At 61.2% G+C, this 13539-nt stretch carries 13 protein-coding genes; 7 read left to right on the top strand and 6 right to left on the bottom strand.

Annotated elements, in window-relative coordinates:
• Positions 1–114: 114 nt before the first annotated feature.
• The gene (locus L8K08_RS20165; RefSeq protein ID WP_242199586.1) at positions 115–1407 is read left to right on the top strand and encodes an FAD-binding oxidoreductase; all 1293 of its coding nucleotides are present in this window, start codon (positions 115–117) and stop codon (positions 1405–1407) included.
• On the opposite strand, the gene L8K08_RS20160 is transcribed toward L8K08_RS20165, so the two are convergent.
• Complete coding sequence (locus L8K08_RS20160) at positions 1408–1632, bottom strand: DUF1127 domain-containing protein (RefSeq protein WP_242199583.1); 225 nt, start codon at positions 1630–1632, stop codon at positions 1408–1410.
• Positions 1633–1797: 165 nt separating this feature from the next.
• Between L8K08_RS20160 and L8K08_RS20155 the strand changes: the two genes are divergently transcribed.
• Both L8K08_RS20155 and L8K08_RS20150 read left to right on the top strand, forming a co-directional pair.
• A complete protein-coding gene (locus tag L8K08_RS20155; RefSeq protein WP_242199581.1) occupies positions 1798–3222 on the top strand; it encodes a PLP-dependent aminotransferase family protein in 1425 nt (474 codons plus the stop codon).
• Positions 3223–3284: 62 nt separating this feature from the next.
• A complete protein-coding gene (locus L8K08_RS20150) occupies positions 3285–4853 on the top strand; it encodes a phospholipase D family protein (RefSeq protein WP_242199579.1) in 1569 nt (522 codons plus the stop codon).
• 124 nt (positions 4854–4977) lie between these two features.
• Here L8K08_RS20150 and L8K08_RS20145 read toward each other — a convergent pair whose 3' ends face one another.
• Together L8K08_RS20145 and L8K08_RS20140 are read right to left on the bottom strand one after the other, a co-directional pair.
• Positions 4978–6120, bottom strand: coding sequence for an MFS transporter (locus tag L8K08_RS20145; RefSeq protein WP_145158129.1), 1143 nt, complete (start codon positions 6118–6120; stop codon positions 4978–4980).
• A 185-nt stretch (positions 6121–6305) separates the two neighbouring features.
• Positions 6306–7799, bottom strand: a complete 1494-nt coding sequence (locus tag L8K08_RS20140; protein WP_145158132.1) for an aldehyde dehydrogenase — start codon at positions 7797–7799, stop codon at positions 6306–6308.
• Positions 7800–8029: 230 nt separating this feature from the next.
• On the opposite strand from L8K08_RS20140, the gene L8K08_RS20135 reads away from it, so the two are divergent.
• Positions 8030–8392, top strand: a complete 363-nt coding sequence (locus L8K08_RS20135; RefSeq protein WP_145158135.1) for a cupin domain-containing protein — start codon at positions 8030–8032, stop codon at positions 8390–8392.
• Between the two features lie 71 nt (positions 8393–8463).
• On the opposite strand, the gene rpmG is transcribed toward L8K08_RS20135, so the two are convergent.
• Positions 8464–8619 (bottom strand): 50S ribosomal protein L33, encoded by a 156-nt coding sequence (gene rpmG, locus L8K08_RS20130; RefSeq protein WP_003176906.1) that lies wholly within the window; start codon positions 8617–8619, stop codon positions 8464–8466.
• Positions 8620–8630: 11 nt separating this feature from the next.
• Entirely contained in the window at positions 8631–8864 is a 234-nt protein-coding gene (gene rpmB, locus L8K08_RS20125; RefSeq protein ID WP_003176907.1) for a 50S ribosomal protein L28, read from the bottom strand.
• A 458-nt stretch (positions 8865–9322) separates the two neighbouring features.
• On the opposite strand from rpmB, the gene L8K08_RS20120 reads away from it, so the two are divergent.
• A complete protein-coding gene (locus tag L8K08_RS20120; RefSeq protein WP_242199576.1) occupies positions 9323–10915 on the top strand; it encodes an ABC transporter substrate-binding protein in 1593 nt (530 codons plus the stop codon).
• A 27-nt stretch (positions 10916–10942) separates the two neighbouring features.
• Here the strand turns inward: L8K08_RS20120 and radC are convergent, their stop codons facing one another.
• Complete coding sequence (gene radC / locus L8K08_RS20115; RefSeq protein ID WP_119737230.1) at positions 10943–11617, bottom strand: DNA repair protein RadC; 675 nt, start codon at positions 11615–11617, stop codon at positions 10943–10945.
• A 143-nt stretch (positions 11618–11760) separates the two neighbouring features.
• Here radC and coaBC point away from each other — a divergent pair, with 143 nt between their 5' ends.
• A complete protein-coding gene (coaBC, locus tag L8K08_RS20110; RefSeq protein ID WP_145158141.1) occupies positions 11761–12969 on the top strand; it encodes a bifunctional phosphopantothenoylcysteine decarboxylase/phosphopantothenate--cysteine ligase CoaBC in 1209 nt (402 codons plus the stop codon).
• A gap of 5 nt (positions 12970–12974) precedes the next feature.
• Positions 12975–13430 (top strand): dUTP diphosphatase, encoded by a 456-nt coding sequence (gene dut / locus L8K08_RS20105; protein WP_106575855.1) that lies wholly within the window; start codon positions 12975–12977, stop codon positions 13428–13430.
• The last annotated feature ends 109 nt before the right edge of the window (positions 13431–13539 follow it).

The following is a 13539-nucleotide window of genomic DNA, read 5'->3' as shown; positions in this document are numbered from 1 at the left end:
GGAACACATACCGGACGGCGAATAGGCGTGGATTCTGACGCAAAACGCCCTGCGCAGACAGCTTCGTCCGACCGCTGTATCCTGCGTCAAATTTTCCAAACAGGGATGCTCCCCATGACCGCCAGCGCCCGGCACACCGCTTCCTACTACGCCGCCAGCAGCGTCCCACAACCCGATTACCCGGCGTTGACGGGCGAGGTCAGCGCCGATGTGTGCGTGATTGGCGGCGGTTACTCCGGGCTCAACACCGCCCTGGAACTGGCCGAGCGCGGTTACAGCGTGGTGTTGCTGGAGGCGCGCAAGATGGGCTGGGGCGCCAGTGGCCGTAACGGCGGCCAGCTGATTCGCGGCGTCGGCCATGGCCTGGACCAGTTTGCCAACGTGATCGGCACCGACGGTGTGCGCCAGATGAAGTTGATGGGCCTGGAAGCCGTGGAGATCGTGCGCGAGCGCGTCGAGCGCTATCAAATCCCCTGCGACCTGACCTGGGGTTACTGCGACCTGGCGAACAAACCTCAGCACCTGCACGACCTGGCCGAAGATGCCGAAGAACTGCGCAGTCTCGGCTATCGCCATGAAGTGCGCCTGCTGCAAGCCAACCAGATGAGCAGCGTGATCGGTTCCGACCGCTACGTGGGCGGCATGATCGACATGGGCTCCGGCCATTTGCACCCGCTGAATCTGGCCCTCGGCGAAGCCGCCGCCGCGCAGAAGCTGGGCGTGAAGCTGTTCGAGCAGTCGGAAGTAACACGCATCGACTATGGCCCTGAAGTCAACGTGCACACCGCCCTTGGCAATGTGCGCGCCAAGACCCTGGTGTTGGCGTGCAACGCCTACCTCAATGGCCTCAACCCACACCTGAGCGGCAAAGTGCTGCCCGCCGGCAGCTACATCATTGCCACCGAACCATTGAGCGAAGCCCAGGCCGCCCACCTGCTGCCGCAGAACATGGCCGTGTGTGATCAACGGGTGACGGTGGATTACTTCCGGTTGTCCGCCGACCGCCGCCTGTTGTTCGGCGGTGCCTGTCACTATTCCGGACGGGATCCACAGGACATCGGTGCCTACATGCGCCCAAAAATGCTCAAGGTGTTCCCACAACTGGCCGACGTGAAGATCGACTACCAGTGGGGCGGCATGATCGGCATCGGCGCCAACCGCTTGCCACAGATTGGCCGGCTGGCCGATCAACCCAATGTGTATTACGCCCAGGCCTACGCCGGCCACGGCCTCAATGCCACGCACCTGGCCGGCAAGCTGCTGGCCGAAGCCATCAGCGGCCAGCAGCAGGGTCGTTTCGATTTGTTCGCCCAAGTGCCGCACATCACCTTCCCCGGCGGTAAACATTTGCGTTCGCCGCTACTGGCATTGGGAATGCTCTGGCACCGGTTCAAAGAGCTGGTCTGATCAGTCGCGCCAGAACGGTTTCAGGCCTTCCTCGCGCGCTTGTTCGACGCTCAGCCCGACGTCGCGCAGTTGTTCGCGAGTCAGGTGCAGCAAGGCTTTGCGCGTGTGACGGCGGTGCCAGAACAAACGCCAGCGGCTGATATCCCGCGGCGCCGTCGCGCGCTCTTGCCCTGCCTGCAATTCCTGACTGTGTAACATCAGACGCACATCGCTTATGCCGCTCATTTTGCTGCCCCTCATTTGCTTGTTGCCATGAGTGACTAGCGTGAGCGCAACGGCAAAACCATGACAGATTCAACGCATCTTTATTAAATCCATACAGATACTGCCCATGATCGCCTGAATCCTGTATTTTCCGCCTATCTGTACTGGTCCTCGGGAGCGACCGCCATGACCCTTTACGTCAACCTCGCCGAATTGCTCGGCACGCGCATCGAACAGGGCTTCTATCGTCCCGGCGATCGCTTGCCGTCTGTGCGCGCGTTGAGCGTTGAACATGGGGTTAGCCTGAGCACCGTGCAACAAGCCTATCGCTTGCTGGAAGACAACGGCCTGGCAATGCCAAAGCCCAAATCCGGCTACTTTGTGCCGGTTGGGCGCGAGCTGCCGGCGCTGCCCGAAGTAGGCCGCCCGGCCCAGCGGCCGGTGGAAATTTCGCAATGGGACCAAGTGCTGGAACTGATTCGCGCGGTGCCGCGCAAAGACGTCATACAGATGGGCCGTGGCATGCCGGATGTATTGTCACCGACCATGAAACCCCTGCTGCGCAGCCTTGCACGGGTGAGTCGCCGCCAGGATCTGCCGGGGCTGTATTACGACAACATCCTCGGCTGTATGGAGTTGCGCGAACAAATTGCACGCCTGTCATTGGATTCCGGGTGCCAGCTGACGGCCGAAGACATCGTGATCACCACCGGTTGCCATGAGGCGCTGTCCGCCAGCATTCACGCGATCTGTGAACCGGGCGATATCGTCGCGGTGGACTCGCCAAGCTTTCACGGCGCCATGCAGACCCTTAAAGGCCTGGGCATGAAGGCCCTGGAAATCCCCACGGACCCGATCACCGGCATCAGCCTTGAAGCGCTGGAGCTGGCGCTGGAACAGTGGCCGATCAAGGTCATTCAGCTGACGCCCAACTGCAACAACCCGTTGGGCTACATCATGCCGGAGGCACGCAAACGTGCGTTGCTGACCCTGGCCCAGCGCTTTGACGTAGCGATCATTGAAGACGATGTGTATGGCGAATTGGCCTACAGCTACCCTCGCCCGCGCACAATCAAATCCTTCGATGAAGACGGCCGCGTGCTGCTGTGCAGCTCGTTCTCGAAAACCCTGGCACCCGGTTTACGGATTGGCTGGGTAGCGCCCGGGCGCTACCTGGAGCGGGTGCTGCACATGAAATACATCAGCACCGGTTCCACCGCGACCCAACCACAAATTGCGATTGCCGAGTTCTTGAAAAATGGCCATTTCGAACCGCATTTACGGCGGATGCGCACTCAATACCAGCGCAATCGCGACCTGATGCTCGACTGGGTCAGCCGCTACTTCCCGGCCGGGACACGGGCCAGCCGGCCTCAAGGCAGCTTCATGCTGTGGGTGGAGCTGCCGGAAGGCTTCGACACGCTCAAGCTCAACCGCGTGTTGGTCGAACAAGGCGTACAGGTGGCGGTAGGCAGTATCTTTTCCGCCTCCGGCAAATACCGCAACTGCCTGCGCATGAACTACGCTGCCAAGCCGACGCCGCAAATTGAAGAAGCAGTACGCAAAGTCGGCGCCGCCGCGATCAAGATGCTCGCCGAGACGCCAGACTGACCTTTCGCCGGAATTAGCCGTCATATGCCCACAATCGCCCTGACCTGGAAGCAGCGCCCTTGATGATCCAACGGCTTTTACCGTTTTTCCTGCTGGGCGCTCTGGCGCTGGGCGGCTGCGCAACAGTCGACACGCCGCGCATCCCCAGCGACGCCCTGCCCGCCGCGCAATCCTCATTCGGCCGGTCGATCCAGGCGCAGGCGGCGCCGCATCAAGGCCGCTCAGGTTTTCGTTTGCTGCCCAACAGCAGCGAAGCCTTCATGGCTCGCGCCGAACTGATCCGCAACGCCCAGAGCAGCCTCGACCTGCAGTACTACATCGTCCACGACGGCATCAGCACGCGCATGCTTGTGGACGAACTGCTCAAGGCCGCCGACCGCGGCGTGCGCGTGCGCATCCTGCTGGATGACACCACCAGCGACGGTCTCGACCAGGTCATCGCCACCCTCGCCGCCCACCCGCAGATCGAAATTCGCCTGTTCAACCCGCTGCACCTGGGCCGCAGCACCGGCGTCACGCGGGCCATGGGGCGCCTGTTCAACCTGTCGCTGCAACATCGGCGCATGCACAACAAGTTGTGGCTGGCGGACAACAGCGTCGCCATCGTCGGCGGCCGCAACCTGGGCGACGAGTATTTCGACGCCGAGCCCAACTTGAATTTCACCGATATCGACATGCTCAGCGTGGGCCCGGTGGCCGAGCAACTCGGGCACAGCTTCGATCAGTACTGGAACAGCGCACTGAGCAAGCCGATTGATGACTTCGTCTCCAACAGCCCCTCCAAACGTGACCTGGCCGCCGCCCGTGTGCGCCTGCAAGATTCGCTCGCCGAGTCCCGCCAACAGAACCATGCGCTGTACAACCGCTTGCGCACCTACCAGACCCAACCACGCATGGACATCTGGCGCCGCGAGTTGATCTGGGCCTGGAACCAGGCGTTGTGGGACGCGCCGATCAAGGTGCTGGCCAAGGCCGACCCGGACCCGCAGTTGCTGCTGACCACCCAACTGGCGCCGGAGCTTGAAGGCGTCAACCATGAGCTGATCATGATTTCGGCGTATTTCGTCCCCGGCCAGCCTGGGCTCGTGTACCTGACCGGCCGAGCCGACGCGGGAGTGTCTGTGAGCTTGCTGACCAACTCGCTCGAAGCCACCGACGTACCGGCGGTACATGGCGGCTATGCGCCGTACCGCAAGGCACTGCTGGAGCACGGCGTAAAACTCTACGAGCTGCGCCGCCAACCCGGCGACCCCAGTGCAGGCAGCGGCCCGCATCTGTTTCGCCGGGGCTCGCTGCACGGCTCGGACTCCAGCCTGCACAGCAAGGCGATGATCTTTGATCGGGAAAAGTCGTTTATCGGCTCGTTCAATTTTGACCCGCGCTCAGTGCTGTGGAACACCGAAGTCGGCGTGCTGGTGGACAGCCCCGAGCTGGCCGAACACGTGCGCAACCTGGCGCTGCAAGGTATGGCGCCGGCGCTGAGCTACCAGGCGAAATTGCAGGATGGCCAAGTGGTATGGGTCACTGAGGATAACGGCCAACTGCATACGCTGACCGATGAACCCGGCAATTGGTGGCGCCGGTTTAATGCCTGGTTTGCCACTTCAGTCGGTCTGGAGCGGATGCTTTAGGAACAATGAAGATCCAGTGTGGGAGCGGGCTTGCTCGCGAATGCGGTGGATCAGTCAATATTGCCGTTAACTGACACACCGTATTCGCGAGCAAGCCCGCTCCCACATTCGATCCCGTTTCAAATCAGGCGGGCTGTGCGACGCCAAATGCCCCCTGGCGCAACAGCAGCACCACCAGCCCCAACGCGCCGGCCGCCATCAGCAACGGCAACGCGTGCCCGCTGATCCACTGGCTGCCCGCACCGGCCACCAACGGCCCTATCAAGCAACCGATGCCCCATAACTGCGCCACGTGAGCATTCGCGCGCACCAGCGCATCGTCGCGGTAACGCTCGCCGATCAGGATTAGCGACAAGGTGAACAACCCACCGGCACTGGCGCCGAAGATCACCCACACCGGCCAGATCAGCGGGGTGTGCATCAGCAGCGGAATCGCCAGGCTCGAGATCAGCAACAGCACCGCACAGCTCAAGAACAGCGTGCGACGCGGCAGGTAGTCAGCCAATGCGCCGATGGGCAATTGCAACAGCGCATCGCCCACCACCACCGTGCTGACCATGGCCAAGGCGACCTCGGCCGTGAAACCCTGTTGCAGGCAATACACCGGCAGCAGCGTCAGAATCATCGCTTCGAACGCCGCGAATAAAGCCACCGCCCAGGCAATCGCCGGCAGGCTCAGGCAAAAACGCCATAAGTCGCCAAAGGTGACACTGAAGGATTCAGCCGTCGGCGCGCCGGAGCGCCCCAGCAACAGCAATGGCGCGACCATCAGCAGGCCTACGCCCACCCAGAAGCCGTAATCATGGTCGGTGCCGATCAGACCCAGCAGCAGCGGCCCCGACAGCTGGCTCAAGGCATAACTGCAGCCATACAGCGCCACCAGGCGGCCACGCCATTGCTCCACCACTAATTGGTTGATCCAGCTTTCACCGAGGATAAACACGATGGTCAGGATCACCCCGATCATCAGCCGCAAGACCAGCCAGACCGGGTAGCTGGGCAGGATTGCCAGCAAGCCGATGGACACTGCACCGGCCCACAGACACAGGCGCATCAGGTTGGCGGTGCCCAGCCATGAGGCCATGCGGCTGGAGACCTTTGCGCCCAGCAGTACGCCGAAGGCCGGCATGGCCGCCATCACCCCAATGGCGAAACTGCCGTAGCCCCAGCCTTCAAGGCGCAGGGACACCAGCGGCATGCTGACGCCCAGGGCCAGGCCGACACTCAGTACCGAGGCCAGGACGGCGAAATAAGTCGCCCAACGCATGTCCACGCTCCTGTGGATAATTTTCAGGGTTTCAAACGAACTGTAGGAGCGAGCCTAGGTGGGAGTCGCTTGCCCGCGATGCAAGCACCTTGGTGTGTCAGTCACACCTCGGTGATGCTATCGCAGGCAAGCCAGCTCCCACAAAAGCCAGCTCCCACATTTGGCCTGCGGTGTTTCCTACAGGGTTACAGCTTGATCCAGGTCGCCTTCAGTTCGGTGTACTTGTCGAACGCGTGCAGCGACTTGTCGCGACCGTTACCGGACTGCTTGAAGCCACCAAACGGCGCGGTCATGTCACCGCCATCGTACTGGTTGACCCACACGCTACCGGCGCGCAAGGCCTTGGCCGTCAGGTGCGCCTTGGAGATATCCGCCGTCCACACCGCTGCGGCCAGGCCGTATTGGGTGTCGTTGGCGATGGCGATGGCTTCTTCGGCACTGTCGAAGGTGATCACCGACAGAACCGGGCCAAAGATTTCTTCCTGGGCAATCTTCATGGCGTTGGTCACGCCGTCGAAAATCGTCGGCTCAACGTAAGTGCCACCGGTTTCTTCCAGGGTGCGCTTGCCGCCCGCAACCAGCTTGGCGCCGTCGGCGTGACCCGCTTCGATGTACGACAGCACGGTATTCATCTGCTGGGTGTCCACCAGCGCACCGACGTTGGTTGCCGGGTCCAGCGGGTTGCCTGGCTTCCAGCCTTTGAGGGCCTCGATCACCAGCGGCAGAAATTTATCCTTGATGGAGCGCTCCACCAGCAGACGCGAACCGGCGGTGCAGACTTCGCCCTGGTTGAAGGCGATGGCGCCAGCGGCGGATTCGGCCGCCGCTTGCAGGTCCGGAGCATCGGCGAACACGATGTTCGGGCTCTTGCCGCCCGCTTCCAGCCACACGCGCTTCATGTTGGACTCGCCGGAGCGAATCAACAGCTGCTTGGCGATTTTGGTGGAACCGGTGAACACCAGGGTGTCGACGTCCATGTGCAGCGCCAGCGCGTTGCCCACGGTGTGGCCGTAGCCCGGCAGCACGTTGAACACGCCTTTTGGAATACCGGCCTCAACGGCCAGGGCCGCGATGCGGATAGCGGTCAGCGGGGATTTTTCGGACGGCTTGAGGATCACCGAGTTACCGGTGGACAGCGCCGGGCCGAGTTTCCAGCAGGCCATCATCAGAGGGAAGTTCCACGGCACGATCGCGCCGACAACGCCGACCGGCTCGCGGGTCACCAGGCCCAATTGATCGTGCGGCGTGGCGGCGACTTCGTCGTAGATCTTGTCGATGGCCTCGCCGCTCCAGCTCAGCGCGTTGGCTGCGCCAGGCACGTCAATGCCCAGGGAGTCGCTGATCGGCTTGCCCATGTCCAGGGTTTCGAGCAGGGCCAGCTCTTCGGCATTGGCCTTGAGCAGCGCGGCGAAACGGATCATGACGGACTTGCGCTTGGCCGGTGCCAGACGTGACCAGACGCCGGAATTAAAGGTGGCGCGGGCATTTTCTACAGCGCGCTGGGCGTCGGCGGCGTCGCAGCTGGCGACGGTTGCCAGCAGGCGGCCATCGACCGGGCTGATGCATTCGAACGTGTCACCGGAAACAGCGGCGGTGTATTCGCCATTGATGTAGGCGCGGCCTTCGATCTTCAGATCCTTGGCGCGTTGTTCCCAGTCGGCACGGGTCAGGGTGGTCATGCGAGTGTCCTCCTCTTATTGAATACAAGGGCCAGGTGATGTCCCCCGGCAGCCTCAAAGAATTCTTGCCCGGCCAGCCTGCTGTTCGGCTCAAGGCAGCTGCCACCCTAAACCAGCGGCTGGGGGTGTTTCAATATATTTGACACAACGCCGGTAAACGCCCTTGCGATGTTCATTTTAATAAACATAGACTTTGGACTCTCCAACCGCAGGCCAGACGGGACACGCACATGAGCATCCAGGACATCGTCGACTTCAGCCAAGCCAATACCGCCCCCGAACGCTACCGGCCTGCTGCCGAAAAAGTCCTCAAGGGCGATCCCGAGCAAACCCTCTACAACCACTACAACAGCCCGTGCGGCCAGATGAGCGCCGGGGTCTGGGAAGGTGAAGTCGGGCAATGGAAGGTCAACTACAGCGAGCATGAGTACTGCGAAATCGTGCAGGGCGTTTCGGTGCTGCGCGATGCCGACGGTAACGCCAAGACCTTGCGTGCGGGCGACCGTTTCGTGATCCCCGCAGGTTTCAGCGGCACCTGGGAAGTGCTGGAACCGTGCCGCAAGATCTACGTGGTGTTCGAACAGAAAGCCTGATCAGCAAATCACAGGCAAAAAAAAGCCCGACTCGTGAGAGACGGGCTTTTTTTCACAAGGAAGAAAATCAATTACTTGATTTTGCCTTCTTTGTAGATCACGTGCTTGCGAACGCGCGGGTCGAACATTTTCTTTTCGAGCTTGTCCGGGGTAGTACGCTTGTTCTTGTCGGTAGTGTAGAAGTGACCAGTACCGGCGCTAGAGATCATTCGAATCAATTCACGCATGATAAAGCTCCTTAGATCTTGCCAGCGGCGCGGATTTCGGCCAGCACGACAGTGATGCCGCGCTTGTCGATGATACGCATGCCTTTGGCAGATACACGCAGGCGAACAAAACGTTTCTCTTCTTCAACCCAGAAGCGGTGATGCTGCAGGTTCGGCAGGAAACGACGACGGGTTTTGTTATTTGCGTGGGAAATGTTATTCCCAGTCACCGGACCCTTACCGGTAACTTGACAGACTCTCGACATGCCTCAGCCCTCTAAAACCACATGCCCAACCCGGCATGGGTTGGCCGCTTAATCTCTCAGTCATTTGGCGCCAGGCGCCGCGTTTCTTTAAGGGTCTTACCGGCTACACCTACAGTGAAGGAACCGGGCCCCTAGAAAAGAGCGCTGCTTTATACCAGAAAGACCAAGGTGCAACAACAGCCCGTGTGTTTTTACCGGCGTAAATCTTGGCGACAGACGCCTGAACCGTTGCCAGGAGTGGCCGCTGTCACAGCCGACCGCTCGTCGCACAGAATGATTTACAGCGCCCGCACGCACGATGAAGTGCGCGGCGAAACGCGCTGAGGCGCCATCAAAACAGCATTTGCGCCAAAAGCACAGGCAAAAATGGACTGGTCATTTATCAATCAGACCACTACGGTAGGCTTTTTCCAGACTGCACTCGCAGATGGGCCTTCGATCTGCAAAGGAAACCGAACATGCGCCTCGCTGCCCTACCGCTATTGCTAGCCCCTCTATTTATTACGCCGACGGCCCTGGCTGCTACCAGTTTGAGCGTGTGTACCGAAGCCAGCCCTGAAGGGTTCGATGTGGTGCAATACAACTCGCTGACCACTACCAATGCCTCGGCCGACGTCCTGATGAACCGCCTGGTGGACTACGACGCCGCCAGCGGCAAGCTGGTGCCGAGCCTTGCGGACAGTTGGGACGTTTCGCCAGATGGCCTGACGTACACCTTCAAGCTGCACCCGGATGTGAAATTCCACCGCACCGAATACTTCACCCCAAGCCGCACCCTCACCGCCGAAGATGTGCGCTTCAGTTTCGAGCGCATGCTCGATCCGGCCAACCCATGGCACAAGATCGCCCAAAGTGGTTTCCCGCATGCCCAGTCGCTACAGTTGCCGACGCTGGTCAAGAAGATCGACGCTCTCGACCCGCTGACCGTGCGCTTCACGCTCGATCACGCCGACTCGACCTTCCTCGCCGCGCTGAGCATGGGCTTTGCCTCGATCTACCCGGCCGAATACGCCGACAAGCTGCTCAAGGCCGGCACCCCGGAGAAACTCAATAGCCAACCGATCGGCACCGGCCCGTTTGTTTTCGTACGGTTCCAGAAAGATGCCGTGGTTCGCTACAAAGCCAACCCGGACTATTTCGCCGGTAAACCGGCTGTGGATAACTTGCTGTTCGCCATTACCCCGGACGCCAACGTGCGCCTGCAGAAATTGCATCGCGACGAATGCCAGATCGCCCTTTCGCCCAAGCCGCTGGATGTAGGCGAGGCCGAAAATGACCCGGCATTGAAGGTGGAGAAAACCGCCGCCTTCATGACTGCATTCGTGGCCATCAACAGCCAGCATCCGCCGCTGGACAAGCCGGAAGTGCGCCAGGCAATCAACCTGGCTTTTGACAAGAACAGCTACCTCAAGGCTGTGTTTGAAGGCACCGCCGAGGCGGCCAATGGTATTTATCCACCCAATACCTGGAGCTATGCCAAAGACCTGCCGGGTTATCCACAGGACATCGCCAAGGCCAAGACGCTGCTCGACCGCGCGGGGCTCAAAGGCGGTTTCAAGACCACCATTTGGACACGCCCAACCGGCAGCTTGCTGAACCCCAACCCTAACCTGGGCGCACAACTGTTGCAGGCAGACCTGGCCAAGATCGGCATCCAGGCAGAGATCCGTGTGATCGAATGGGGCGAACTGATTCGCCGCGCCAAGGCCGGTGAACATGACCTGCTGTTCATGGGCTGGGCCGGCGATAACGGCGACCCGGATAACTTCCTGACCCCGCAGTTCTCTTGCGCGGCGGTGAAATCCGGCACCAACTTCGCCCGCTACTGCGACCCCGCGCTGGACAAACTGATCAGCGCCGGCAAGACCACCAGCGAGCAAGGCGTGCGCACCAAGCTGTATCAACAGGCCCAGGCGCAGATCCAGCAGCAGGCGTTGTGGCTGCCGCTGGGGCATCCGACCGCGTTTGCCCTGACACGCAAGAATGTCGAGGGCTATCAGGTGAGCCCGTTCGGGCGCCAGGACTTCTCGAAAGTCAGCGTCAAGCCCTGATGACCTGCCCCGCCCTTGTGGGCGGGGCTACATCCACCCGTATTCCGCCATCGACAATGGATCACCATCGCCGACGATGATGTGATCCAGCACCCGCACATCCACGACCTCCAACGCCTTTTGCAGCAACTTGGTCAATTTTCGATCAGCCGCACTCGGCTCGACACTCCCCGAAGGATGGTTGTGACACAGAATCAATGCTGCCGCGTTGTACGCCAACGCACGCTTGACCACTTGCCGCGGGTAAACAATGGCAGTGTCGATGGTGCCCTGGGACAGCGCCTCAAAGCCAAGAACGCGGTGCTTCGAGTCGAGAAACAGGCAACCGAAGATCTCGTGGGGCTCATGGCGCAGCAGCGCCTTAAGGTAATCACGCACGGCCAGCGGGCTTTCCAGCACCGAGTCCGCGCGCAGGCGTTCGGCCATATGCCGCCGGGACATCTCCAGCACGGCCTGCAACTGGGCAAACTTTGCCGGCCCTAACCCCAAATGCTGGCTGAACAGCGTCTGGTTGGCCTCCAACAGCGGGCGAAGCCCACCAAATTGCGCCAATAAATGACGCGCCAGGTCGACCGCACTTCTGCCCGACACCCCGGTGCGCAGGAAGATCGCCAGCAGTTCGGCGTCCGACAACGTTGCCGCGCCCCATTCCAAAAGCTTCTCCCGCGGACGTTCCGCCACAGGCCAATCGCGAATACTCATCCCACCTCCGTGTGCATGTGCGCCGCTGTTGCCCGGCGGACGCTGTGTTATCTTAAGCCCTCTTTTTTGCGTGCGATTTCTCCTGGGGAGGGGGGATCGCAGGCGTCACTGAACTGGCATCACTGAACTGGAAAGGCAAACCAATGCAGCGTCTGTATCGGAAACGCATCGTTCTCGGCGTCGGCGGCGGCATTGCCGCCTACAAGAGCGCAGAGCTGGTTCGCAGGCTTCTGGACCAGGGCGCCGAAGTGCGCGTAGTCATGACCCGCGGCGGCAGCGAGTTCATCACCCCGCTGACCATGCAAGCCCTGTCCGGCCACCCGGTTCATCTGGACCTGCTGGACCCGGCGGCCGAAGCCGCGATGGGCCATATCGAGCTGGCCAAATGGGCCGATCTGGTACTGATCGCCCCGGCAACCGCCGACTTGATCGCCCGCCTGGCCCAAGGCATCGCCGATGACCTGCTGACCACCCTGGTGCTGGCCACCGACGCCACCGTCGCCATCGCCCCGGCCATGAACCAGGCCATGTGGCGCGACCCGGCGACCCAAGCCAACACCCAGCTCCTGCAAAGCCGAGGCCTCAAGGTGTTCGGCCCGGCGTCCGGCAGCCAGGCCTGCGGCGACGTCGGCATGGGCCGCATGCTCGAAGCCAACGACCTGGCGCTGTGCGCCGCCGAGTGTTTCCAGCACCTGGCCCTCACCGGCAAACACGTGCTGATCACCGCCGGCCCGACTCAGGAAAACATCGACCCGGTGCGCTACATCACCAACCATAGCTCAGGAAAAATGGGCTTTGCCTTGGCCGAAGCGGCGGTTGAGGCAGGCGCACGTGTCACCTTGATCACCGGCCCGGTGCACTTGCCGACGCCTGATCGGGTCACGCGAATCGACGTAGTCAGCGCCCGGGACATGCTGGCGGCCTGCGAGGCAGCCATTCCCTGCGACCTGTTTATCGCCTCGGCGGCGGTTGCAGACTACCGCCCGGAAGTCGTAGCCCCGCAAAAGCTTAAGAAAGACCCTACAAGCGGCGACGGCCTGCTCCTGCAAATGGTGCGCAACCCCGACATTCTGGCAACCATCGCCACGCGTGCGGACCGCCCTTTCAGCGTCGGCTTTGCCGCCGAAACCGAGCACCTGCTGGACTACGCGGCACGCAAATTGAAAGACAAAAACCTCGACCTGATCGTTGCCAATGATGTCGCCAACCCGAGCATCGGCTTCAACAGCGAGGAAAATGCCATCAGCGTGATCGACCGCGAGTTGCACGCCACCGTTTTCGCCCAGACCAGCAAAGGCAAGATTGCCCGCCAACTGATCTCATTTATCGCCCAACGGCTGAACCAGGTTTAATTGACATGCACGCTTTGCAAGCCAAGATTCTCGACCCACGCATCGGCAACGAATTCCCACTGCCGGCCTACGCCACCCCAGGCTCCGCCGGGTTGGACCTGCGCGCCATGCTCAAGCAAGACACTGTTCTTGAACCCGGCCAGACCCTCCTGATCCCTACCGGCCTGTCGATTTACGTTGGCGACCCCGGCCTGGCGGCATTGATCCTGCCGCGCTCCGGCCTGGGCCACAAACACGGCATCGTGCTGGGCAACCTGGTCGGTCTGATCGACTCCGACTACCAGGGCGAGTTGATGGTGTCGTGCTGGAACCGCGGCCAGACCGCCTTCAACATTGCTGTTGGCGAGCGTATCGCGCAACTGGTGCTGGTGCCGGTGGTGCAGGCGCACTTCGAACTGGTTCAGGAGTTCGATGAGACTCAACGCGGCGCAGGCGGTTTTGGGCATTCCGGCAGCCACTGACTAAGCTGAATCAGGCCGGACGCTTTTGTCCGGCCCGATGCCACCGCAAGGCTTTTCAGGACGAAGAATGCGCGGAATTAATCAGCGAGATTTCATCATTGAAATCAAC

The sequence above is a fragment of the Pseudomonas sp. TREG-RG-20F-10-E-6-01 genome (genome assembly GCF_022662455.1).
In the GTDB taxonomy this organism is placed as follows: domain Bacteria; phylum Pseudomonadota; class Gammaproteobacteria; order Pseudomonadales; family Pseudomonadaceae; genus Aquipseudomonas.
The sequence above is the reverse complement of the archived record's forward strand: the minus strand, read 5'-3'. Positions and strand labels throughout refer to the sequence as shown.

Coding starts and splice junctions, on each gene's coding strand:
- L8K08_RS20120 (WP_242199576.1), top strand. CDS start 9,323: ATGCGCCTCGCTGCCCTACCGCTATTGCTAGCCCCTCTATTTATTACG.
- L8K08_RS20150 (WP_242199579.1), top strand. CDS start 3,285: ATGATCCAACGGCTTTTACCGTTTTTCCTGCTGGGCGCTCTGGCGCTG.
- rpmG (WP_003176906.1), bottom strand. CDS start 8,619: ATGCGTGAATTGATTCGAATGATCTCTAGCGCCGGTACTGGTCACTTC.
- L8K08_RS20145 (WP_145158129.1), bottom strand. CDS start 6,120: ATGCGTTGGGCGACTTATTTCGCCGTCCTGGCCTCGGTACTGAGTGTC.
- L8K08_RS20140 (WP_145158132.1), bottom strand. CDS start 7,799: ATGACCACCCTGACCCGTGCCGACTGGGAACAACGCGCCAAGGATCTG.
- radC (WP_119737230.1), bottom strand. CDS start 11,617: ATGAGTATTCGCGATTGGCCTGTGGCGGAACGTCCGCGGGAGAAGCTT.
- L8K08_RS20155 (WP_242199581.1), top strand. CDS start 1,798: ATGACCCTTTACGTCAACCTCGCCGAATTGCTCGGCACGCGCATCGAA.
- L8K08_RS20160 (WP_242199583.1), bottom strand. CDS start 1,632: ATGAGCGGCATAAGCGATGTGCGTCTGATGTTACACAGTCAGGAATTG.
- dut (WP_106575855.1), top strand. CDS start 12,975: ATGCACGCTTTGCAAGCCAAGATTCTCGACCCACGCATCGGCAACGAA.
- coaBC (WP_145158141.1), top strand. CDS start 11,761: ATGCAGCGTCTGTATCGGAAACGCATCGTTCTCGGCGTCGGCGGCGGC.
- L8K08_RS20165 (WP_242199586.1), top strand. CDS start 115: ATGACCGCCAGCGCCCGGCACACCGCTTCCTACTACGCCGCCAGCAGC.
- L8K08_RS20135 (WP_145158135.1), top strand. CDS start 8,030: ATGAGCATCCAGGACATCGTCGACTTCAGCCAAGCCAATACCGCCCCC.
- rpmB (WP_003176907.1), bottom strand. CDS start 8,864: ATGTCGAGAGTCTGTCAAGTTACCGGTAAGGGTCCGGTGACTGGGAAT.